This window comes from Priestia sp. JV24 (assembly GCF_025910025.1).
GTDB lineage: Bacteria > Bacillota > Bacilli > Bacillales > Bacillaceae_H > Priestia > Priestia megaterium.
In genome coordinates, this window is sequence record NZ_JAPCIN010000016.1 from 59,811 (window position 1) to 82,677 (window position 22,867).

Below are 22,867 nucleotides of genomic sequence, written 5' to 3' on the forward strand. Positions count from 1 at the left end.
ACTCTTTGCCCTTTCGTTTGCACAGGCATTTATCAAACCTTTGTGAATTGGTTTATAATGGGGATATACACAAGTATCAACATGAGGCTAACTAATATAAGCAAATATTAAGCTTTATTATTTAGAAGGATTTGCTTTCGGTAGTATAAGCGACCTATCTATACCAGATGTTTCACAAACATAGGACGCCTCCATAATAGCTGATGGATCTGTTGCTAAAACGACACTTTTTAATTTAGAAAAAAGAAACCTGTTTGTAATACAATAAATAACCCTCTTTTTTTTTCCTAAAAAACCGCCTTCTCCATATAAAAATGTGATGCTGATATTTAAATGATTGATAATACTATCTCCAACTTCATCAGGTTTTTCTGAAATGATCATGACAGATTTTCCATGATTTAATCCATCTAAAACATAATTAATCATTTTCGTCACTATATAAAAAACTGCCAGAGAAAGCATGGCCTGTTCTAATGTATAGACAACCGCCGCAATCGTAAATATAAAAGCATTTACGACTAATAAAAATGAGGCAATCGGAAATTGATAGTGTTGGTTAAACCAAATCGCCAGCATTTCAGTGCCATCTATTGCACCGCCAAATTTTACAACGATTCCTATCCCAACTCCCAGGATTACCCCACCGTATAGAACAATTAATACTTCAGATTGAGTAATAGGAGGAATCGATTTAAATAGTACTAAACCAACGGTAGTAATGATATTTGCATATAGAGTTCTAATGACAAAGGTTTTACCCACTTCTTTAGCTGTAAAAATTAAGATAGGAATATTTAAGCCCAAAAATACAAAATAAATTGGGATTCCCCATAAAGCATTGGCCATAATCGATAAGGCTGTTACACCACCATCTACTAGCCCGTTTGGTGCTAACATCGTTTCTAATCCCATAGCAACGATTGACGCTCCAAAAGTTAAAAAAACATACTCAACAAATTTTTTCATCATCTCACCTCAAAATATGTATTATTCTTGATTCCTTACTATAAAACAGTTCAGCTATAATCCTTTACAACACAGGAATATTATTTACCTTTTTCCAGATTGTACTCCTTTATTTCCCTTATGCACTGGATCATTGCAAATAAAAAGACCACAGGTCTTGACTTATTAAAAGTCTACTTGTGGTTTTAATCCCCTCTTTTTAGAACGATTGCTATTTAATAGACGCACTTTTATTGGCAGGAGTATCCATTACATTCTCCATATAGTTTTTACCCCATTTATACATGGAATCGAGTATTGGCATTAAGCTTTTTCCTTGTTCGGTCAATGAATATTCTACTTTTGGTGGAACAATAGGATAGACTTTTCGTTCAACAATGAGGTCTTCTTCTAGCTCGCGTAATTGGTTAACAAGCATTCGTTGAGTAATGCCCGGCATAAGAGCCTTCAGCTCACCAAATCGCTTCGTTCCCTCTTTTCCTAAATGCCACAAAATCAGCATTTTCCATTTACTGCCAATAACATAAAGCGTTAATTCTTTTCACAATTAAACATTTTGTCCTTCATACGTGACATTTGTTTCACCTCCACTTCTATATAGAATAACCCATAGTATACTTTTTAACACTATGTAAAAATAAAGTGCGTACTTTCACACTTTCAATATACGCATTATACTAACATGGTACCATCGTTAACAAGAGCATTGGTTACAGTTGCCAGGAGAAATGAAAGTGAGCAATGGGCATTATTACTACTGTGCAACAAACTTAAAAAATTATGAGGAGTGAAACATAGATGGAATTACAATTAGCATTAGATTTAGTCAACATTCCAGAAGCAATCGAATTGGTAAAAGAAGTAGAGGAGCATATTGATATCGTAGAAATCGGAACACCGGTTGTGATCAACGAAGGTCTCCATGCTGTAAAGGCAGTAAAAGAAGCATTCCCTAACTTAAAAGTATTAGCAGACCTGAAAATTATGGATGCTGCTGGATATGAAGTGATGAAAGCTTCCGAAGCAGGTGCTGATATCATCACTATTCTTGGAACGGCTGAAGATATGTCGATTAAAGGTGCTGTAGAAGAAGCGAAAAAACAAGGTAAAAAAGTCCTTGTCGATATGATTGCGGTAAAAGACCTTACTGGACGTGCTAAAGAAGTGGATGCTATGGGCGTGGATTATATTTGTGTTCACACGGGCTACGATCTTCAAGCAGTCGGAAAAAATTCTTTTGAAGATCTACAAACCATCAAAAGTGTGGTTAAAAACGCTAAAACGGCCATCGCAGGCGGCATTAAGTTAGAAACACTTCCAGAAGTCATTAAAGTAAATCCAGACCTTGTCATTGTAGGCGGTGGGATTACTGGACAAGCTGATAAAAAAGCTGCTGCTGCCAAAATGCAACAAATGATCAAAGAACAAACGGTTACAGCAGGTTAATCCTAAGATGCAGACGACTCAATATTTAGCAGAAATCTTAAAAGAGCTTAATCATTCAGCTGACTTAATCGCAGATGAAGAAGCTGAAAAACTCGTCAATGGGATACTTGAATCGAAAAAGGTTTTTGTCGCCGGTGCAGGCAGATCAGGCTTCATGGCCAAATCCTTCGCCATGCGGATGATGCATATGGGAATTGATTCTTATGTAATCGGTGAAACGGTAACTCCCAACTTTGAAAAAGAGGATATCTTAATCATCGGATCCGGATCCGGTGAAACAAAAAGCTTAGTCTCCATGGCTGAAAAAGCAAAAAGCATTGGTGGTAAAATTGCAACTGTCACGATATTCCCTGATTCCACTATTGGACAGTTAGCAGATGTCACCATTAAATTGCCTGGATCACCGAAAGACCAATCAAAGGGTGATTATAAAACCATCCAACCAATGGGCTCACTATTTGAGCAGACCCTTTTACTTTTTTATGATGCCGTCATCTTGAGATTCATGGAGAAAAAGGGATTAGATACTAATAAGATGTATGGAAAACATGCCAATCTTGAATAAAACATAGTCCTAAGAATGTAATAACCAAAAGACCGCAGACATTCTAAAGAAACTTTGCGGTCTTTTGGTTAGTCTTTAAAACATCATTTTGTTATTATTAACAATTATTCTAAAATTTTTTAATAAGGAATGATATCATGATTTCACTAAAAGGAAAAACTGCTTTAATTACTGGGGCAGGCAGAGGAATCGGTCGTGCTACTGCGATTGCTTTAGCAAAAGAAGGAGTTCATCTAGGATTGATTGGATTAACGATGTCAAATCTTGAAAAGGTAACTGCAGAACTGGAGCAATATGATGTGAACGTTTCAGCAGCAACAGCAGATGTAGCCGATCTTGAAGCAGTCCATCATGCTGTTGAACACATCAAATCAGACCTAGGTTTTATTGATATTTTAATCAACAATGCAGGTATAGCTAAATTTGGCGGTTTTCTTGATTTAACTCCTGAAGAATGGGAAAAAATCATCCGAGTAAACTTGATGGGTGTATATAATGTAACAAGAGCCGTTTTACCTGATATGATTGAAAGAAAATCAGGAGATATTGTGAATATCTCCTCAACTGCGGGTCAAAAAGGAGCACCTGTTACAAGTGCTTACAGCGCTTCTAAATTTGCTGTTTTAGGACTAACAGAATCACTCATGCTAGAGGTAAGAAAGCATAATATCCGTGTAACGGCTTTAACACCAAGTACAGTTGCAACTGATTTGGCAATTGAAGCCAATCTTATCAGTGGAAATCCTGAAAATGTTATGCAATCAGAAGATTTAGCAGAGCTGCTTGTAGCCGGGTTAAAGCTTCATCCAAGAGTCCTAGTAAAGACTTCAGGATTATGGTCAACTAATCCTTAATTTGAGAAGCGATCGACTCTTCTTGTCTATATTGGGTAAGAAGCAGGAACCTAGTTGTACAGTGTAGCCTTTGTAAAGGATATTTTCCAAAAAATATTAGGTAGCCTGAAGAAGATGATCTCTGTATTATACAGGGGCCATCTTTTTTAGGTTCCATTGATATCTGTTATGGTTATAGTAAGTAATGTAATTGTCTATTTTACGTTTTAGTTCATCTAAAAACTCAATTAAGGAAAAGAGAATAGAATTATATCCATTTTCTAAAACTTATATATTTAGATGATGGTAATTTATAATAAATTCCAAACCATCTAAATATATACCAATAATACTACTTGTTCTATAAGCGCTTCCCACGTAATGAAAAAGTTTACAAAGCTCCTAAAAAGACGCCTATAGATGAATTCTCTCGAAAACGATTAAGTATAACAAATTATGTTTTGTTAGAGAAAGAAGAACAGGGAAATAGCCGAATAGTTAAGGAAGCTTATGAATCACAAGGTATATTTACACTGAGTGATTTTACAGTAGACAAGAAAGAAAACCTTATTTATCCAGAATCTCAAAGTGATATTCATTTAAATTAGTGGGAAGCTGAGAAGATACTAGAATATTTTCTCCTTTTAATATGATTTTATATTGTGCTAATAGGCTGTCATTATACCGGTGTAAATGTTTCCTTTCGAAAAGCTATTTACTCACTAGCACGTTTCTTAGTATACTGAGTATGTTAATTAATTAAGAGTACATACTTTCACTACATATAGTGATAAAAAGTATACTATTGGGTAAAATAAGGGGGAGGTGAAGTAAATGCCAAATTTAGGAGAGAAAACATTTAACTGTGAAAAAGAATTGACACTTTCAATAATTGGTGGTAAATGGAAAATGTTAATTTTATGGCATCTAGGTAAAGAAGGAACTAAACGATTTGGTGAATTAAAATCCCTTATGCCAGGTATTACCCAACGAATGCTTGTTAATCAATTACGCGAACTTGAAGATCATTTAATAGTACATCGAAAAGTTTATCCTGTAGTTCCACCTAAAGTTGAATATTCATTGACTGAGCATGGAAAAAGTCTTATACCGATTTTAGATGCTATGTATGAATGGGGTAAAGGTTATATTGTGAATGTATTGGAAGAGGAAACTGAAGACAAATCAGCCACTTAGTAGAAAAAAGTTTCTTTTCATGATTTAAGACAATAATAACTTACCACGGTTAGCCATTATTAATCGTGGTTTTTCCCCATCTATTTAAAGAGTAGAAACTATAATTCCTTATAGAAATAGTATTAAAAAGCCTTGAACAGTGACGGTTACATACTCGCTGTCCAAGGCCTTTTTACTTGTATAGTCATAGTATTAATTCCCACACTAGCTTACTTCGATATAACTATATGCAAATAAAGTGTGTACTTTTAAAGATGAAATATACGTATTATAATGTTTTAGCAAAGCAATGCGAATCCTCGTTAGCAAGTTGATGGATGGTACAAAAGGAGAGATTCTAATGGAAAATCTCAAAGGGAAACATCGTTGGGGTTGTGAAAGAGGTTTAACATTTACCCATTTAAGTAAAAGTAAAATTTGCTAAATAAACAAAATGCACTTGTGAAAACGGGGTAATGATAATCCTTGTATTTAGTTGATTAGAACTAGTTCAAGAAATTGGTGTATTCATTTTCACTAAATAGAAAGTATATATAATCATTCGGTGTTAGTATGTTTGTTATACGATAAATCTAATTAAAAATACAATATAAACATATTTTATTTAAAACTATAAATGTACAAACTGCATTATAAAAATAATAGTTTATACATTTACTCTAAATGACGACAAATAGCGCCTTTTTCACTACTTTTGCTAAAATGTTTTGCAAAGATAAATGAGAAAAACATAAAGAGGAAGTGGAGATTCTCCACTTCCTCTTTACTTAGCGAACTAAATGTTCTTTTTCTTTATATATTATTCCATTTTTCTTAATCACATCTTTGTACCAATAAAAACTTTTCTTTGGGATTCTATTTAGTGTTCCATTTCCATCGTTATCTTGGTCTACGTAAATAAAACCATATCTTTTTTCCATCTCAGATGATGAATAGCTAATTAAATCAATGATTCCCCAGCTTGTGTAACCCATTAACTCCACTCCATCTTCAATGGCTTCTAGCATTTGTTCTAAGTGTTGCTCATGATAATTTATACGGTAATCATCTTGAATATCACCATTTTCGTCAATCTTATCATAAGCTCCGAGCCCATTTTCAACAATAAATAGTGGTATCTGATATCGATCATATAAATCATTTAAAGCAATACGCAACCCAATTGGGTCAATTTGCCAACCCCATTCACTGACTTCTAGATAAGGGTTTTTTACACCTCCTATTGTATTTCCACTAACTGTTTCCATTCCTTCACTGTTTTCAGTAGCTACAAGGGAGTTGTAATAACTAAAAGAGATAAAATCCACAGTGTGCACCTTTAGTAATTCATCGTCTCCCTCTTGCTTATCAATCTTAACTTTCTTCTCTTTGAATAAGCGACTGATAAATCGTGGATATTCACCACGTACTTGAACATCTGTAAAGAAATGATTGTACTGATTGTTTTTAGAAGCTTTAAGGACGTCTTTAGGATTACAAGAATATGGATACGTCATTAGCTTGGTCAACATACAACCTACTTGTGAGCCTGGAATGATTTCGTGACAATATTTCACGGCTAAAGCACTAGCAATAAATTGATGATGTAACGCTTGATATACCGTCTGTTCTACATTCTCAAAACGTTCGGATACAATTCCACCACTTGTAAATGGATGACGGACAATACTATCAATCTCATTAAAAGTAAGCCAATATTTCACCTTTTTTTTATATCTAGTAAAAACAACTTTACTAAATTCCACAAAGTAATCAGCTACTATTCGATTTGACCAGCCCCCATATTTATTAACTAAGTATAGTGGCATTTCATAATGAGATAAGGTAACTAATGGCTCTATACCATTTTTATGCATTTCATCGAATAAACGGTCGTAAAATTCTAAGCCCGCCTCCTTGGGTTGTTCTTCATCACCATTAGGAAAAATACGAGTCCAAGCAATGGATACACGTAATGTTTTTAATCCCATTTCTTTAAAAAGTGCCATGTCTTCACGATAACGATTATAAAAGTCAATTCCTCTGCGCTTTGGGTATTCCTCAGTGCTCTTTGAACTCATCGCGTTTTGTATTTGTTCTTCATCTACTTTATTATGCTTTTTGTAATCTGATTTACTGACTCCTTTTTTGAAAACAGCAACATCAGCAGTTGATAAACCCTTTCCATCAACATTCCATGCTCCTTCTGCTTGGTTTGCTGCTATTGCTCCTCCCCATAAGAAACCTTCTGGAAACTTTCTAATATTGTTAGACATGCTTTATCCCCCTATTGGTTTTTCGTTAGTTCTCGATACAACTCTATTAATGTGAATAATTAAATACATTTTTTCGTCGTTAGAAATCGTGTATTCAAAATTGGTACGAATATATTTTTGAATTTTTTCAACACACTTGACTTCCTGTGGGTACTTTCGGTTAATTTGATCAAGTAGATCATTATCACCTGTGCTTAACATCTTATTATCAAGTAAACGTTCTACAAAAAATTGCAGGTGTGTAAGAAACCTAGAAAAATTGATAGTATCCGTAGGAATATCAACCTTATAGTGAAATTTAATAATGTTTAGAATGTCCTTAACCGTATTTGTCATTAGTAATATGTGGTTTGAATTATCTTCATTTTGCTGTGCATTTACTAGATGGAAAGCAATATTCGCTGCTTCTTCTTCAGGTAATTGAAGTCCGATTTGCCTTTCTATTAACTCTAGCGCATGCAAACCAATACTAAATTCTTCTGGATAAAATTTTTTCACTTCCCAAAGGAGCCGATTTTGTATAGTCAAATTCTCTTTAAAGCGCTTTGTAGCCATAAAAAGGTGATCTGTTAAAGAAATATAAAGATGCTCATTTAAGTGCTTAGATAACCGAACTTTTGCGTATGAGATAATTTCATCCGTTAAGATCAAGTATTCTTTTGGGGTTTCTTTCATTATCTCTACTAAATCATTCGATGTACTTTTATTTTCCGGCACGTATATTTTTTCTGCTTCTGCCTCATTAATAATATGTCCAGGCCTATTTTTAAAGCCAATACCTTTCCCCATAACAATGACTTCTTTTTCATCATCTCTTTTTGCCAGAACCACACTGGTATTCAGCACTTTAACAATTTTCATTACAGTCTCACCTTCCTGATTACATTAAAAATCTATCTTCATAAAATAGTTAATAGTGGCTGCTGTTTACCAGAAACAAGCTCTACCTTTTCTTCCTGTGAAAGAATTTCCAGATAGTCAGCTGAATTTGTAATCACAACCGGAGTTGTTGTATCATAACCAGCTTTTTGAATGTTTTTTAAATCAAAATCAATCAATAGTTGGCCTTTTTTTATATGGTCCCCACCTTGTACGTGAGAAGTAAAATATTGACCATTTAAGTTCACCGTATCAATTCCAATATGAATGAGAACTTCTACACCAAGGACAGATTTTAGACCAATTGCATGTTTTGTATGGAAAACCATTTCAACCGTTCCATCAAATGGAGCTACTACTTTACCTTCAATAGGTTTGATAGCCATTCCCTTTCCCATTACCTCTTCTGAAAACACCTTGTCTTGTACATGTTTTAAAGGGATTACGTCTCCTTTGATTGGTGAGTAAATCACTTTTCTATTCACTGTACTTTGTGTTTTTCCCTCGTCTAAATTCTTATCTTTTTGTTTATCCTCTTTTACATTTACATCATCAAAACCAATTAGGTACACCATTGCAAACGTAATCACTATAGAAATTATTGCCCCAATAACAGCATACGTAAAGTTTGATGTTCCTTTTTCGATGAAAATAGGCATTGTTGCAATTCCTGGTGAAACCATAACAAAAGCTTTTAATTTTACAATCCCCACGATAATACCTGATATTCCTGCCCCAATCATACAAGCGAATAAAGTTTTCTTAAGCTTTAAATGAACTCCATATAAAGCAGGCTCAGTTATACCAAATAGTGCTGAAATTCCACCAGATAGTGCAATTTGTTTTAATTTAGGGTCTTTTGTTTTAAATGATACTGCCAATGATCCTGCACCTTGTGCCATATTTGATACAAGCATAGCTACACCAATAAGGGAATCGTATCCTGGTGAGGCCAAGGAAGCAATGACAACTGGATAGAAGACCTTTTGCATCCCAAACATAATAATAAATGGTAAGAATACTGCTAGAAGAGCGACAGCTGCCCAACCTGCTGTTTGGTGGATCCATAACACTCCTGCTGCTAATCCTGCCCCAAGGTACATCCCAAGAGGTCCTAATACTATTAATGAAATTGGAGCAACAATAATTATGGTGATTAATGGTGCTAAAAATATTTTTACTGGTCCCGGCGATACCTTCTCAGCGAGTTTTTCTACATAAGACATAAGCCAAACGACAAGAATGATAGGAATAACGGAAGCTCCGTATGAAACAGCTTTTACTGGTATTCCAGCGAATAATACAGATTCTCCACTATTAAATAGTGTCGTTAGATTTGGGTGCAATAGCACTCCTGCTAAGGTAATTGAAACCATTGGATTTGTACCAAATTTTTGAGAACTCGTATAAGCCAATAACATTGGCAAAAAGAAAAAAGCAGCGTCCGAAATGATTTTTAACAACAGATATGTTTGACTATCTTCTTTCATAAGGTTGAGCATTGGTAGTAGAACTAAGAGAGCCTTCAACATCCCTGCCCCCGCAATAGCAGGAATAATTGGAGCAAATATACCAGTAATTAAGTTTGCGAACCGATTGAAATACCCTTTTAAACTGTTATCTTTCATTGTTTCAATATTTGAATCTGATTTTGGTACAATGTCAATAAGCTTAGCAAATTCCTTGTAGACATATCCAACATTACTTCCAATTATAATTTGATACTGTCCTGATGTACTTGCTACTTTGATAACCCCTTCAAGATCGCTAATTTCTTCAGAATTTGCTAAAGAAGGATTTTTTAGGGTTAATCTTAATCTTGTCATACAATGAATAGCATCTTGAACGTTGTCCTTTCCGCCAACATGTTTGAGTATCGACTGAGCTAAAGTTTTATAATTCATTTCTACCTCCACCTTCTTCCAGTAATAGACAACAAAAAAAGACCTGGATTAAGTGAAATTCACGTACTAATGAATTCCACCTAATCTAGGTCTTGCCTGCCGAACAGTAACACGCCTTGATAGATAGATTTAATTATTTTATTAATCGATTTAATGAAAACGCTTTAACTAGTTAATAAGATTATAATAAATTATTACTTTAGAAAAATCAATCTTTTTTTTGAAAGTGTTAATCTAAATTCAATTTATGTAAGTAAGGTGTTAACTTTAAAAGTATAAATTAATACTCTACTATTACTTTATTTTAAATAAGATTTAAAATTACCCATAAAAATGATTAGTTTAACTGTTTACTTTTAGTGCTGACAAATATGAGAGTTTTCTACAAATGCTTACACTTCAAAATCATACAGTATGAATACTCCTTTAATAGTTATTTCTTATGTGTGATTTTCGAGTTTCTAAAAGGTATACCTTTTAGAAACCATTAGAAAATGCATAGAAAATAGATTCAATAGTTTTTCACTAGCACTAAAAGAGATAATTTGAATAAAAATTTTTAGGATTAATTTACTTTTAGTTCATTTTAAATGTGAGTATCTTTCTTTTGATTTGCTTTTCATCGTAAAACAAGTCTTTTTTGTTTAATGATCAGCTCTCTCTAAGTATATCTTCAAGAGTCTTATGCCATCGTTCAACCACTTCTTTATCATTTTTTAGCTCAATTTTAATGCCAGAAGTAATATCTGCGTACTTTGCTACGTCTTCACGTGATGAAACAACCCTTGCAGAAAATCGTTCTCTTGGATAACAGGCAGTAGGCATCTCTTTTAATCTTTTTAAAGAAAATCGAATATAATGAGCTTTTCCTTTATAAATGAGCACCAATGTTGCTTTACTAGTGCGAATGATATTGTTGGTAGTCGAAGTATTCGGCCATAAACCAATTCTTAGTTCCTTGCGATTTATAGCAACGATTTCTCCCACACTAATCATTGCAGTATGTGGCCAGCCATCTTCTCCCACTGTTAATAACATCATTGCTTCATGCTGTTTGTGCATAAGATCTTGTCCATTTAACAATTCATACACTACATTTGACATTTCTACGCTCTTCATTTTTTCACCTTTTTCTTTAGTAACTAATTGTTCTATTTATATACGAATACTTTAAAACTTTCATTATTCTTCATGTTTAACTTTATTTATTGAAATTTTAATTGATAAGCATTTTAGACTCTTTTATAGATTCAAAAAGACCCCTATTTAATTCGTCAATAGGGATCTTTTTCAATAATTATTTTTTCAACTCAGGAATTGGAGGAATTTGATCCAATTCTTTGAATTCAGCAGGATTTAGCTTAAAACGTTTATCATATTTTTCTGGGTCAGTTACATTAGAACCTTCTGTATTTCTCCATGACAAAGTACAAGTCTCACAAATATATACTTCCCAAGCGTCATCCACTGGAGCTTTTGTTAATAGACTTACTTTTTCAGATTCACATCTAGGACATTTCATTATTTATTTCCTCCTTCTTTAACTAAATCGCGAAGAATTTTTGACCATTCCCCTGCTTTTTCTGGAACAGCTAGTAATTCGGTATCTCGAGCAAAGTCAGGTGCAACTGGAGTTGTAGCATCAATAATTAATTTTGTATGCATACCAGCAGGCTCAGAAGACGGATCGAGTGGCATACCAGGTGCATATGGAACCTTGAAAACATCTTTATCTGGACGAACTCGTGTTGTTAAAGCCCACATAACTTGTTCTAAGTTAAATGGATCAACAAATTCGTCTACGATGATTACAATCTTTGTATAAGGCATTCCATGAGGAGTAGATAATAATCTCATAGCAACTGCCTTTCCATATCCACCAAAACGAGATTTCGTCGAAACGATGGTTCCAATACCATGTGTATACATTGCATTTACAGCTTCAACTTCTGGGAAATCACGTTTTAATTGTTTATATAATGGTAGGCTTGTATTTAATGCCATTAAGTAGTCAATTTCAGTCCATGGCATTCCTAAGTATAAATTTTCAAAGATAGGGTTTTGGCGATGAGTAATTTTAGTGATTTTAACAATTGGTTGTAAGCGAGCACCTGAATAACTACCTGGGAACTCACCGAACGGTCCTTCAATTTCTCTTTCACGAGGCATGATATAACCTTCTAATACAATTTCACTGCGTGATGGGATATCTAAATTACCATTTTCACTTTTTGTTAATTCAATCGGCTCACCTTTTAGAGCTCCAGCAAAATCATATTCAGATTGAGCATATTCAATTGGCGTACTAGCCATAAAACTTAATACAGGATCGTTACCTAAGCAAATAGCAATTGGTAGTGGTTCATTCTTTTCTTCAGCATGTTTCAAATGAACGGCAATGTCGTGGAATGGAAGTGGTTGAATACCTACTTTATCTTTACCTTTAACTTGAATACGATACGTACCAGCATTTTGTTCTTCATAACTCTCTGGCTTATTTGGATCTTTACTTACAATTAAAGCTTTTGAAAGGTAAAAACCAGCATCAAATTCATTAATACGGAACAATGGTAAAACATCAAATAAATTAATATCATCTTCGATGACAACTTCTTTAACCGGCGCCTCTTTCTTATCAACCCAAACTGGTTTGATTGGATATCGATCCCAGATTTTTTCTAATTCAAAGAATTGGTCTTTAACTGGCGTGTCCTTTGGCATATTAAGCATTAAAGCATGATTCTGCCATGAACCGTGAACATTCATCACAACGGGTGTTTTGTACCCTTTTACTTTCTCTACAAGAACCGCGGGTGCACTCTCCATATCTGGAGCAGATCTTCCAATCGCACTTAAATCTGGTTCAGGCATAACCTCTTCTTTAATACGGACTAATTGATTCTCTGATTCAAGTAAATCTAAAAATTCTCTTAAATCTCTGTAAGCCATTAAGTATTCCTCCTACGTTGCATTATCTAATTTAATTTGCTTGTTTGCCTTACAACTACGAGTATACTCTCCTATTTTTAATATTGGAAATATCTATTATGTATTTATTATATACCTTAAAGGTATAATATTAGATGCTACAGTTTAATGAGAAATACACTTTCTTGTTTTATAAAGGTGATTGAAGAAAGAAAACAGTATAAAATTGTTAGAAACTTTTTTATACTGCTCTTATTAGGAATTTAATAAAAAAGGCAACTTATAAAAGCTGCCTTTTTTAATCATTATGGTTTCTTTTCCTTAAATTCTCCTCATACTCTTGTTTCTCAAAAAACTCTTGAAGCTTTTTGACAAGTCCTCCATGTCCAAATCGAAGAGAATGATGCTGATTTCGATTCATTTTACAGCTAGCAACAAAGGTCAAAAATTCAACAATACAACGCCTTCTAGATAATATATCTAGTGTATTAGATTTATAAAACCATAAGTCAATAGTGTTATAAATTCCTTTGTTAATGCCATAAAGGGATTGACACCATTTAAAGAATTCAGAATCCGGTAAATGAATTTTATTAGAATTTATCGTAATAACATACTTAGCTCCATCCCATTTTTGAGAATCTGACTTTAGCATATCTTTTATCCTCCAAAATTTGTTTGTCTCTTATTTTTAGAAAAGCTTCCATTCTAGTATATGACCATATAAATTATCTTCAAAATTAAGCAGATTCCTTCTTAGAATTCCTCCCGTTCTTTCTGTATTTCTCACCTTTCTACATTATCCTTCTCTTTAGTTAATTATTTAATGGACATATTTATATACAGATAAAAAAGGCTAGTCTCTTTGTTCAACGACTAACCTTTTCCATATATTAATTTAAGATTTTTTTATTTTTCCCTTTTTTTATGCCATCCCATCTTTTTGCTTCTGGTAGATGAATGTCGAACTGATCTAATGCTCTGTATATAATGTGGTTAATTAAATCATCAATGCTTTCAGGATGATTATAAAAAGCAGGCATCGGAGGGAAAATGATTGTTCCCATACGTGATAACGCCAACATATTTTCAAGGTGAATATCATTAAGAGGTGTCTCGCGTGTCAACAATAACAGTTTTTTCCGTTCTTTTAAAATTACATCAGCTGCACGTGTCACAAGGTTATCTGCTAATCCCATACGAATAGAAGCTAATGTTTTCATACTACAAGGAGCGACAATCATGCCATCCACTTGGAAAGATCCACTAGAAATTTTGGCTCCTAAATCTTTATAAGAATATGTGTAGTCGGCTAATTCTTCTACTTCCTTCGCTGTATAAGGGGTTTCTACTTGAATTGTTGCAGCTGCCCATGAGGACATCACTAAATGAGTTTCTATTTCCGTCTCTTTAAGAAGTTCTAAAAGGCGAATACCAAAAATAGCCCCCGTTGCTCCCGACATTCCTATGATTATTTTCATTTGTATTTCTCCTTTTTTCTATTATCGTTAGTCTAATGTTACCTCTAGAAATGATTATACTCTTCAGTGTATTATATTGATAATATCTATATTGTTTATATATAATACCTTAAAGGTATAATTATTTCTGGAGGGTAACCATGGACATTAGGCAGTTACGCTATTTTATAGCTATTGCAGAACAAGGAACTATTTCTAAAGCAGCAGAACATTTACATATGGCACAACCACCACTTAGTCGACAATTAAAAATGATGGAAGATGAATTAGGTGTTGTCTTATTTGATAGAAATAAAAAGAAAAAAGTAACCCTAACTGCTCAAGGAGAATTGTTTCTGAAAAAAGCAAAAAAATTATTACATGAAATGGAAGAAGCAATACTAGAAGTTAAAGAATTCAGTGAGGAAATAAGTGGAACACTCTCAGTGGGATCCACGATTTATTGTGCCCCTATTTTACTTTCTAATTTGAAGGAATTTCGGCAGAAATACTCACATATCAAATTTAACATTTGGGAAGGCGACTCTACTCATTTGATGAACTTATTGAAGAATCGTCAGATTGATATTGCTATTACAGGAGGACCCCTTTCTCAAAAAGATATCGAGATGAAAAAGTTGGATGTTGACCCATGTGTATTAGTTGTACCTAATGATTACACAATAGATGAAGAAATTATAAGCATCCATAAGATTTCTGAGATTCCTCTGTTACTATTACGTCCTACAGAAGGAGCTGGGTTATTTGATCAAATTATTAACGCGTTCCAGGAGTTGAATTTAACTCCAAATATCCTATGCGAGTGTCATGATTCTGCTATGTTGTTAAATCTGGTAGAAATGGGATTCGGAGCAACGATATTACCATTATCTATGGGAAACCAAAAATTAACCAAAGAGTTTAAAATCCTTTCAATTCAAGATAATCCATGGATATCAGAACCTGCCTTAGTTTGGAGGGCGAATAGCTACTTATCAGCTTCTACAAGAGAATTTTTACAATTTTTTAACCGTTAGTTTCCAATCTGCTTTTTATCAAACATATCATTCACATCCTAAAAATATTTTTAAACTATAAAACCTGAGTATAAAAGGCAAAGTATATGTATACTTTGTCTTTTATAAACTACACCTATCATAAAACCCTCTTATAAGAGTAACCACGAGAAATAAAACCCTACATTTCACAATGCATTCCAAGATTCGCTGGGTTATATGTTGTTTTAATATTATACCTATTAAGTATTAAACTTATATAAAACAAGTATTAGCTTGTATAAAAAATGAGAAATAAAATAGTAATGACATGCTTTTTTTATTCTAAAAGAAAATGGGGTATATCACATGAACAACATATTTATTAAACCAGTTAATCAATTTATTGGAGGTAGTTGGGAAGTTGGTTCGTCTAAAAAGAAAGGTACCATTCATAATCCCTTTAATAATGAGCTACTAGCTGAAGTAACATTAGCAAATGAAATAGATGTAAATGAAGCGTACGAAATTGCGAAAGAAGCTCAAAAATCATGGTTAAAAGTTTCCTCAACTGAGAAAGTGACTATTTTAAAGAAAGCAGCTACTTATTTAGAAAGAAATAAAGAAGAAATTATTAATATCTTGATTAAAGAAGCAGGTAGCTCTTTTATTAAAGCAACTATTGAATTTGAAGCTGCTTTAAATATATTGAAAGAGTCATTCAATTATCCAAGCAAAATGGAGGAAACTATAGAGTTACCTTCCCATACCAAACATAAAGAAAATTTGGTCTATAGAGACCCTGTTGGTGTAGTAGGAGTAATTAGTTCATTTAATTTCCCACTTCATTTATCAATGCGCTCTATTGTACCTGCCATAGCGATGGGAAATACAGTTGTACATAAACCCGATTTACAAACAGCTATTTCTGGTGGCGTAATTATTGCCAAAATGTTTGAAGAAGCAGGATTACCAGCCGGTGTATTCAATTTAATTGTTACAGATATTAAGGAAATTGGAGATTCTTTTATTGAACATCCCATTCCAAAAATTATCTCTTTTACGGGATCTACTGGAGTAGGTAAACACATTGGATCGATTGCCGGTCAACATTTAAAGAAAGTCGCTTTAGAATTGGGTGGTAATAATCCTTTTATCGTCTTGGAAGACGCTAATATTGAAGAAGCAGTGAATGCAGCTGTATTTGGAAAGTTCCTTCACCAAGGACAAGTTTGCATGATTATTAATCGGATGTTAGTTCATCGTAGCCTTTATAAAGAATTTGTTGCGAGATTTGTAGAAAGAGTGTCTAAATTACCTTTTGGAAATCCTGAAGATCCTTCTGTTATTATTGGTCCACTCATTAATGAAAAGCAAGTTCAAAAGGTAGAGGATTTGGTTCAAATAGCTAAACAAGAAGGAGCTACTCCAGTTCTAGAAGGAACTATAGAGGGAAATGTAGTTACTCCATTTGTCTTTGCTGATGTAACAAATGATATGAAAATTGCTCAAAGTGAGATATTTGGTCCAATCGCTACTATTATTCCTTTTGATAATGAGGAAGAAGTGATTAAATTTGCAAATGATACAGCTTATGGTCTAAGCGCTGGAATTTTCACAAAAGACATTGAGAAAGGTCGTAAAATGGCAAGACAAATTGAAAGTGGCATGGCTCATGTAAATGATCAAAGTGTAAATGATGAGAGCATGGTACCTTTTGGAGGGATAAAATCTTCTGGTTTAGGACGATATGGAGGACGTTGGGCGCTTGAAGAGTTTACAAATACCAAATGGATATCTATACAGAACAATCCAAGAAATTATCCGTTTTAAATATAATAAATGAATCAAGAATCTTTGCCTTTCACTTTAAATATTTTGAATAAGGAGTATAGTTTTCTATGAAAATTAAGGCAGCTGTAACACATAAGCAAGGAGAGAATTTTAAGATTGAACATGTGGATTTAGCTCCTCCAAAAGAAAATGAGGTATTAGTGAAGATTGTGGCTACAGGTGTATGTCATACAGATGCAGTTGCTCGTGATGCAGCCCTTGCACCCCTTCCAGCTGTATTAGGTCACGAAGGATCAGGAATTATTGAAAGTGTGGGTCAAAGTGTTACAACTTAAAAAAAAGGTGATCATGTTGTAATTTCATTTTCACATTGTGGACATTGTGAAAACTGTTTAACTGGCCATCCAACTGTATGTGAAACATTTAATGAACTAAACTTTGGAGGTAAAGCAACTGATTACACCCATCGATTAAGTCAAAATGGTGAAAAATTATCTACTTTTTTTGGACAATCCTCATTTAGTACATATGCAATTGCACATGAACGTAATGTTGTGAAAGTAGATAAAGATGTAGATATTACACTCCTTGGACCTTTAGGGTGTGGTATTCAAACTGGAGCAGGTACAGTATTGAATCGTATCCGCCCAGAATTTGGGTCAACAATTGCAATATACGGCGCTGGCGCTGTAGGTTTAAGTGCAATTATGGCAGCAAAAATTGCGGGATGTAAGTATATCATAGCAGTAGACATACACGATAGTCGCTTGGATTTTGCAAAGGAGTTAGGAGCTACACATATATTCAATGGGTCAAAAATAGATACTGTAGAAGAAATTAAAGCCTTAACGAACGGTGGAACGAAATATGCAGTAGAGACCACTGGAGTGCCATCTGTAGTTCGCCAAAGTTTACAAGGTTTGCGGCCATTAGGTACAGTTGCTATTTTAGGAGTCACTCCTAAAATGAATATTGATGTGCATAACGATTTAATGGTTGAAGGTAAAACTATGATGGGTGTTATTGAAGGCGATGTAGTGCCACGTGTATTCATCCCTCATTTGGTTAACTATTATAAAGCAGGTCAATTTCCTTTTGATAAATTAGTGAAATTTTATGACTTCGAACAAATTAACAAAGCATTTGAAGATTCTAAAAAAGGAATAACGATTAAACCAATCATTCGCATTCAGTGAGATTGAAATTCCTTTTATAGCTTCTATAAGAAAAAGTCAAACAACGCTCCCCTTAATATTAAGGGGCGTTATTTGACTTTTTCTTTATTTCTGCACATAATTACGTACTGAATAACTATCTAAGCCTTAGAATTTTTCCTCTAGTTATGTGTAATAAGGCGAAAGCTGCGCTGAAACCTCTAGACTCCTCATAATTGGAGAACATTCCTCTAAAACGCCAGTTTATGAAACTAATCCAAATAATTGATGGATAAAAAATTGGGATTTTGAACATTTCTCACCTTTGGTGAGTTTGCCTCTTTTTAATCAAAAGTAAGAGACTTTTCATAAATAGTGAAGTTGTTCATAACTTAGGATTTAAGGAAAGAGAGCAATGTTAGATCTACTTATTGCTCATTAGATAGTCCTAAACCTGAATTCACAATCGAGCAAATAAAAACCTAGATTTGGTATCTTTCAAGGTGGAATTTATGCGAACTTGATATTAATAATACTGATAGAGAATAAAAAAGGCTTAATACTACTAGAATATATCTTTAGGCATTAGTACCTTTTTAATATTTGAGTTCAAATAATATTCTCTTTATTAACCATTAATTTAATTCAATAAATGCTTAACTAATTCTTCTGGGTAAGATAAAAAAGGAGAATGGTCTGCATCCATACTGATAATTTTTTCAAAATCTAATTGCCTATGCATTTTTCTTTGAAAATCGATATGAATTGCATGATCTTTTGTTGTTTCAACATATATACGCGGCACCTTATCATACTTTTCTTTAGTCAGCTTCATTTCTTGTGTAAATGGTAACAAAGGTTGTGGGCGAACTTTTGCTTTTGCTTTAATTGCATCGTGTTCAGAACATTCATTAAAAAATGTATTGATAATATGTTCGTCAATTAAAGTAGAGGTTTTCTTACCTTTATCTACAATCATTTTAGGCCCTTCTTTTCCTTCAGTTAGGTTTCCTAAGCATTGTCCATTTTGAGGAACGAATGCGCATAAATAAATAAGCCTTTCAATTTTATCAGAGCAATATTCTGCTGTTTGAGTGATTACGGCTCCTCCCATACTATGACCCACTAAAATAACGGGACCTTTTGCTTGCACTACTGTCTCAAAAACTTTATCTGTGTAACTTTTTAACGTCACCTCCTGGGGAGATGTTTGATCATTTCCACTTCCAGGCAAATCGATTGTTATTACCGTATGCCCCTCCTTTTCTAATAAAGGAACCACTTTGTCCCAAATCCATCTTCCTTGCCATGCGCCATGGACTAATACATAAGTACTCAAATTATTTTCACTCCAATTCAAAATCAATAATATTGTGTATAGCATTAATTAAATTTATCTTTTCTCAATTGCTTTCTAAAGTCCATATATACTAAGGTTTCACTAAAGAATATAAATAAAAATTGATGTTTTTTTGAACTAGCAATTGAAGCGTAACGTATCTTTTATTAGTGACCATATATCTAAAAATCTTCAAATTCATATTAATACTTACCGTTTTAGGTTAATGAATTAATGGGAAAAATTTATGTAAAAATCCCCTATAGTGACTATTACTTTCTCTTGAAGACAACTTAACGTTAGAAATATAGCCAGTGGATGAACTTTGTGAGCAAAACGAATTGTATTTACGACTATTTAGGAAAGTCCTTGACCTTTCTTTCCTGAATTGATCCTTTACGGAGCAGCTGCTACCTCCTCAATTCGTGTCTTAAAAGGCAAGTCATGAGAAACAAAAATTAGATAAATAATAATTAATTTTCAAAAAGAGCACTCTTTATGCAATATAGAACTATCTAAATAAAGAGTGCTTTTATGTCATCCTGTTATTTTATGAATAGATATCTTGAAGACGAGCTTCGATTTTATCAGCCGTCATAGCACCTCCCCCAATGGGGATATAATTTTCTCCTCGTTTTAAAAGTAAAGTAGGGTAGCTATGAATGCCTAGCTCCTGAACTTTTTTAAAGTCATTATAGACATCCTGAAGAATTTCTTCTTTTTCAAATTGTTCTACAACTAATTCAGGATTAAGGTTATAAGCAATAGCTATGTCTCGATAAGTTTCAGGAGCACTTAAACTCTTGCCATCATAATAAAATGCATGTTGTATAGCTGAAGTAAATTCTAAACTACGCTCTGGTGCCAATGACCTTAATGTAGAAAAGCCGATTGCTGCAGCTTCTGAATCTAGCACAAAATTACCTTCTGACAATAAAGACTCGTAGGAAAATCCAAATTCTGCACCAGTAAGTTCACTAATTCTTTTATTTGCCTGTGGAATATGTGGAAAAGATTTTATTGATAGCTTTTTATCGTCTACAAATAAACCTCCTGATAAAACATTCAATGAAAGTTCAGGGTGTTTTTTATAAAAAGTATTAATGCTTTTCGAGAATCCGTAACACCAACCACAGTATGCATCCCACACATATATAAGAGTATCTTGTTTTTTATTCATTACATAGTACCTCTTTAAAAGTTCTGTGCTAACTCTGTAGCACGAGCAATTGCATTTTCTTTAATTTCTTGTGCTCTTTCAGGAGCCTTATTATGTCCCTCAACGAAGAGTCCTTCAAAAGAAGGAACGCCAAAGAAATTCATCATTACTTGAAGATGGCGATGTCCCATCTCAAGTTCTGCAGCTGGATCTTCGGAGTAAAAACCGCCTCGTGCTTGGATGTGCACTGCCTTTTTGTCTGTCAGCAATCCTACTGGTTGCCCGTTTTCTGTATATCTAAAAGATTTACCTGCTACAGAAACTGCATCCAAGTAAGCTTTCATAACTGGAGGATACGAGAAATTCCAGAAAGGGGTAACGAATATATATTTATCTGCTGAGATAAATTGATCACTTAACTCACCAAGACGTCCTACTTTTGCTTGTTCTTCTTGTGGTAGTTGTTCAAATCCTGAACCAGATTGAAGTTTCCCCCATCCACTAAACACATCTGCATCAATGTGTGGAATTTTCTCTTTATATAGATTAATATGAATAACCTCATCATGTGGATTTGTTTCTTTATATGTTTCAATGAATGCTCTTCCTACTGCCATGCTATAGGATTGAGACTCATCATAAGGATGCGCAGTAATGTAAAGGATTTTTGCCATAAATAAATACTTCCTTTCAAATTAGATAAAATTCAATTGATTTTTTCAACATTACAAAGTAACAAGTAAATACTTATTCAGTATATAGAGTAATAAGTGTAGAAAGGAGCTCCTCTTTACAAAAGATGTAAATCATCAGTTGTAACTAAACTTGTTACAACGATTGTATGTAACCATTATAGTTACATCATATTATTAAGTCAACTATAAAAATTAAACGATATAATTGATAAAAATGTTTATGTAACAACGCGTACATAGTGCTTGCATAAACGCTTCAATACTAACGAAATAGATACTGATTAATAAACCGAGTCGTGATTATTTAGATACTTAGTAGCTACTTCAGAAAATCATCGGCTCATTAAAAAGCGAGTAGGCTCTATGATGGGACTCAAGTCATTTATTAGATACTGTGTACTATAGAAGTCATACATAAAACAGATTCACTAGAGCATGATTTATACCCAAAAACAAAAAAATCATCCATACGAAAAGCGAATTTAAATCCTAATAAATAAAAATAATGGTGCAAGAATGTTGAAAAGCAAGTTTAGTTTAGTAGAGTAACAAAAAAACAAAGAAAAAAAGAAGAGGAGTTTATCCACTTCTTTTTTCTTAAAGAACTACCTGTTCTGAACATCCCCTCTAATTATTAGCTTTTGTCTAACAATTGGAGTGCAGCTCAAAATGGGTGACTTTTTACTATAAAATGCATCTGCAACTACATAGTAACTTATTTTCCCTAAGAAAATACTACATTTTAAATAACTAACATACTTGAATAGAATGAGAATTAGGTTGATGCCTAACTAAATCAGAAGCAATCTTTTTAAGTTAAGACACAGCTTCTTGTTGAAGAGGATCAGAAAGTAAACTATATGCTTCTATTCTCTTCTTATATTGCTTAACAACGTCTACACGGTCCTTATAAGTATAAACAGACAATTTAACATTGCTTTTACCTCTTTTAGCATCAATAACATATGGGTTTTTAGTGTTTTCAGGATGTAAAAAGTGTTGTTGGTTGCCTGAATGTACATAATATTTCTCTAAAAAAGTTGCTTCATTGAAATTAGCAATAAATTTATCTTTCTCTTCACCCTCTAATATTTTCCCGTTCTTTTTAATACTCACATGAGAGGGAGTAAGTTTAGAGTGTAGTTCAAATCTTCCGAGAAACCACTTAACTACTGGGGTTGGCATAGTTGTTATTAATAATTTTAAAGCACTTACAACAATTATTGAAAGTACTACAATCCATGTCATCTTCATTCATCTCCGTTAATTACATTCTAAATATTATTACATGACTT

Annotated in this window: 19 protein-coding genes and 3 pseudogenes; 7 read left to right on the forward strand and 15 right to left on the reverse strand. The window is 33.6% G+C overall.

Annotation, left to right across the window (positions count from 1 at the left end):
* Positions 1-117: 117 nt before the first annotated feature.
* Both OK414_RS12755 and OK414_RS12760 read right to left on the reverse strand, forming a co-directional pair.
* Positions 118-969, reverse strand: a complete 852-nt coding sequence (locus OK414_RS12755) for a YitT family protein (protein ID WP_263045897.1) — start codon at positions 967-969, stop codon at positions 118-120.
* Between the two features lie 211 nt (positions 970-1,180).
* Positions 1,181-1,545: pseudogene (locus tag OK414_RS12760) on the reverse strand (winged helix-turn-helix transcriptional regulator).
* 222 nt (positions 1,546-1,767) lie between these two features.
* On the opposite strand from OK414_RS12760, the gene hxlA reads away from it, so the two are divergent.
* The 3 genes from hxlA to OK414_RS12775 all read left to right on the forward strand — a co-directional run bounded on the left by hxlA (position 1,768) and on the right by OK414_RS12775 (position 3,834).
* Positions 1,768-2,415, forward strand: a complete 648-nt coding sequence (gene hxlA / locus OK414_RS12765) for a 3-hexulose-6-phosphate synthase (RefSeq protein ID WP_016766128.1) — start codon at positions 1,768-1,770, stop codon at positions 2,413-2,415.
* A 7-nt stretch (positions 2,416-2,422) separates the two neighbouring features.
* On the forward strand, positions 2,423-2,980 hold the full coding sequence (gene hxlB, locus OK414_RS12770; protein WP_034655759.1) for a 6-phospho-3-hexuloisomerase: 558 nt from the start codon (positions 2,423-2,425) through the stop codon (positions 2,978-2,980).
* A gap of 137 nt (positions 2,981-3,117) precedes the next feature.
* Entirely contained in the window at positions 3,118-3,834 is a 717-nt protein-coding gene (locus tag OK414_RS12775) for a 3-ketoacyl-ACP reductase (RefSeq protein ID WP_263045778.1), read from the forward strand.
* Between the two features lie 126 nt (positions 3,835-3,960).
* On the opposite strand, the pseudogene OK414_RS12780 reads toward OK414_RS12775, so the two are convergent.
* A pseudogene (locus OK414_RS12780) lies at positions 3,961-4,050 on the reverse strand (IS3 family transposase); the annotation flags it as partial.
* A 597-nt stretch (positions 4,051-4,647) separates the two neighbouring features.
* Between OK414_RS12780 and OK414_RS12785 the strand changes: the two are divergent.
* Positions 4,648-5,010, forward strand: coding sequence for a winged helix-turn-helix transcriptional regulator (locus tag OK414_RS12785; protein ID WP_034655752.1), 363 nt, complete (start codon positions 4,648-4,650; stop codon positions 5,008-5,010).
* Positions 5,011-5,777: 767 nt separating this feature from the next.
* On the opposite strand, the gene OK414_RS12790 is transcribed toward OK414_RS12785, so the two are convergent.
* From OK414_RS12790 to OK414_RS12825, 8 genes are all read right to left on the reverse strand, one after another.
* Positions 5,778-7,265 carry a glycoside hydrolase family 1 protein gene (locus OK414_RS12790; RefSeq protein ID WP_263045779.1) on the reverse strand — a complete coding sequence of 496 codons (1,488 nt, stop codon included), beginning with the start codon at positions 7,263-7,265 and terminating at the stop codon, positions 5,778-5,780.
* A 3-nt stretch (positions 7,266-7,268) separates the two neighbouring features.
* Positions 7,269-8,126: a BglG family transcription antiterminator LicT gene (gene licT / locus OK414_RS12795; protein ID WP_263045780.1), complete on the reverse strand. Its 858-nt coding sequence runs from the start codon at positions 8,124-8,126 to the stop codon at positions 7,269-7,271.
* 38 nt (positions 8,127-8,164) lie between these two features.
* Positions 8,165-10,048, reverse strand: a complete 1,884-nt coding sequence (locus tag OK414_RS12800) for a beta-glucoside-specific PTS transporter subunit IIABC (protein WP_263045781.1) — start codon at positions 10,046-10,048, stop codon at positions 8,165-8,167.
* A gap of 651 nt (positions 10,049-10,699) precedes the next feature.
* Positions 10,700-11,167, reverse strand: coding sequence for a pyridoxamine 5'-phosphate oxidase family protein (locus tag OK414_RS12805; protein WP_263045782.1), 468 nt, complete (start codon positions 11,165-11,167; stop codon positions 10,700-10,702).
* Between the two features lie 178 nt (positions 11,168-11,345).
* Complete coding sequence (locus OK414_RS12810; RefSeq protein WP_097825029.1) at positions 11,346-11,570, reverse strand: non-oxidative hydroxyarylic acid decarboxylases subunit D; 225 nt, start codon at positions 11,568-11,570, stop codon at positions 11,346-11,348.
* Positions 11,570-12,997, reverse strand: coding sequence for a non-oxidative hydroxyarylic acid decarboxylases subunit C (locus tag OK414_RS12815; protein WP_263045783.1), 1,428 nt, complete (start codon positions 12,995-12,997; stop codon positions 11,570-11,572). The genes OK414_RS12810 and OK414_RS12815 overlap by 1 nt, the downstream gene beginning before the upstream one ends.
* Positions 12,998-13,274: 277 nt before the next feature.
* Positions 13,275-13,631 carry a hypothetical protein gene (locus tag OK414_RS12820; RefSeq protein ID WP_263045784.1) on the reverse strand — a complete coding sequence of 119 codons (357 nt, stop codon included), beginning with the start codon at positions 13,629-13,631 and terminating at the stop codon, positions 13,275-13,277.
* A gap of 238 nt (positions 13,632-13,869) precedes the next feature.
* Positions 13,870-14,457, reverse strand: coding sequence for a non-oxidative hydroxyarylic acid decarboxylases subunit B (locus OK414_RS12825; RefSeq protein ID WP_263045785.1), 588 nt, complete (start codon positions 14,455-14,457; stop codon positions 13,870-13,872).
* A gap of 140 nt (positions 14,458-14,597) precedes the next feature.
* Between OK414_RS12825 and OK414_RS12830 the strand changes: the two genes are divergently transcribed.
* The 3 genes and pseudogenes from OK414_RS12830 to OK414_RS12840 all read left to right on the forward strand — a co-directional run bounded on the left by OK414_RS12830 (position 14,598) and on the right by OK414_RS12840 (position 18,421).
* Complete coding sequence (locus OK414_RS12830) at positions 14,598-15,473, forward strand: LysR family transcriptional regulator (protein WP_263045786.1); 876 nt, start codon at positions 14,598-14,600, stop codon at positions 15,471-15,473.
* Between the two features lie 327 nt (positions 15,474-15,800).
* Complete coding sequence (locus tag OK414_RS12835) at positions 15,801-17,264, forward strand: aldehyde dehydrogenase family protein (protein WP_404932072.1); 1,464 nt, start codon at positions 15,801-15,803, stop codon at positions 17,262-17,264.
* 68 nt (positions 17,265-17,332) lie between these two features.
* Positions 17,333-18,421: pseudogene (locus tag OK414_RS12840) on the forward strand (NAD(P)-dependent alcohol dehydrogenase).
* A gap of 598 nt (positions 18,422-19,019) precedes the next feature.
* Here OK414_RS12840 and OK414_RS12845 read toward each other — a convergent pair.
* The 4 genes from OK414_RS12845 to OK414_RS12860 all read right to left on the reverse strand — a co-directional run bounded on the left by OK414_RS12845 (position 19,020) and on the right by OK414_RS12860 (position 22,820).
* Positions 19,020-19,718: an alpha/beta fold hydrolase gene (locus OK414_RS12845; RefSeq protein WP_263045787.1), complete on the reverse strand. Its 699-nt coding sequence runs from the start codon at positions 19,716-19,718 to the stop codon at positions 19,020-19,022.
* 550 nt (positions 19,719-20,268) lie between these two features.
* Positions 20,269-20,898, reverse strand: coding sequence for a DsbA family protein (locus tag OK414_RS12850; protein WP_263045788.1), 630 nt, complete (start codon positions 20,896-20,898; stop codon positions 20,269-20,271).
* Between the two features lie 14 nt (positions 20,899-20,912).
* Positions 20,913-21,551, reverse strand: a complete 639-nt coding sequence (locus OK414_RS12855; RefSeq protein WP_263045789.1) for an FMN-dependent NADH-azoreductase — start codon at positions 21,549-21,551, stop codon at positions 20,913-20,915.
* 837 nt (positions 21,552-22,388) lie between these two features.
* Positions 22,389-22,820 (reverse strand): YfmQ family protein, encoded by a 432-nt coding sequence (locus OK414_RS12860; protein ID WP_263045790.1) that lies wholly within the window; start codon positions 22,818-22,820, stop codon positions 22,389-22,391.
* Positions 22,821-22,867: the final 47 nt, after the last annotated feature.

Bases quoted from the DNA above. Each gene is read 5' to 3' on its own strand.
- OK414_RS12755 (WP_263045897.1), bottom strand. From the start codon at position 969: ATGAAAAAATTTGTTGAGTATGTTTTTTTAACTTTTGGAGCGTCAATC.
- hxlA (WP_016766128.1), top strand. From the start codon at position 1,768: ATGGAATTACAATTAGCATTAGATTTAGTCAACATTCCAGAAGCAATC.
- hxlB (WP_034655759.1), top strand. From the start codon at position 2,423: ATGCAGACGACTCAATATTTAGCAGAAATCTTAAAAGAGCTTAATCAT.
- OK414_RS12775 (WP_263045778.1), top strand. From the start codon at position 3,118: ATGATTTCACTAAAAGGAAAAACTGCTTTAATTACTGGGGCAGGCAGA.
- OK414_RS12785 (WP_034655752.1), top strand. From the start codon at position 4,648: ATGCCAAATTTAGGAGAGAAAACATTTAACTGTGAAAAAGAATTGACA.
- OK414_RS12790 (WP_263045779.1), bottom strand. From the start codon at position 7,265: ATGTCTAACAATATTAGAAAGTTTCCAGAAGGTTTCTTATGGGGAGGA.
- licT (WP_263045780.1), bottom strand. From the start codon at position 8,126: ATGAAAATTGTTAAAGTGCTGAATACCAGTGTGGTTCTGGCAAAAAGA.
- OK414_RS12800 (WP_263045781.1), bottom strand. From the start codon at position 10,048: ATGAATTATAAAACTTTAGCTCAGTCGATACTCAAACATGTTGGCGGA.
- OK414_RS12805 (WP_263045782.1), bottom strand. From the start codon at position 11,167: ATGAAGAGCGTAGAAATGTCAAATGTAGTGTATGAATTGTTAAATGGA.
- OK414_RS12810 (WP_097825029.1), bottom strand. From the start codon at position 11,570: ATGAAATGTCCTAGATGTGAATCTGAAAAAGTAAGTCTATTAACAAAA.
- OK414_RS12815 (WP_263045783.1), bottom strand. From the start codon at position 12,997: ATGGCTTACAGAGATTTAAGAGAATTTTTAGATTTACTTGAATCAGAG.
- OK414_RS12820 (WP_263045784.1), bottom strand. From the start codon at position 13,631: ATGCTAAAGTCAGATTCTCAAAAATGGGATGGAGCTAAGTATGTTATT.
- OK414_RS12825 (WP_263045785.1), bottom strand. From the start codon at position 14,457: ATGAAAATAATCATAGGAATGTCGGGAGCAACGGGGGCTATTTTTGGT.
- OK414_RS12830 (WP_263045786.1), top strand. From the start codon at position 14,598: ATGGACATTAGGCAGTTACGCTATTTTATAGCTATTGCAGAACAAGGA.
- OK414_RS12835 (WP_404932072.1), top strand. From the start codon at position 15,801: ATGAACAACATATTTATTAAACCAGTTAATCAATTTATTGGAGGTAGT.
- OK414_RS12850 (WP_263045788.1), bottom strand. From the start codon at position 20,898: ATGAATAAAAAACAAGATACTCTTATATATGTGTGGGATGCATACTGT.
- OK414_RS12855 (WP_263045789.1), bottom strand. From the start codon at position 21,551: ATGGCAAAAATCCTTTACATTACTGCGCATCCTTATGATGAGTCTCAA.
- OK414_RS12860 (WP_263045790.1), bottom strand. From the start codon at position 22,820: ATGACATGGATTGTAGTACTTTCAATAATTGTTGTAAGTGCTTTAAAA.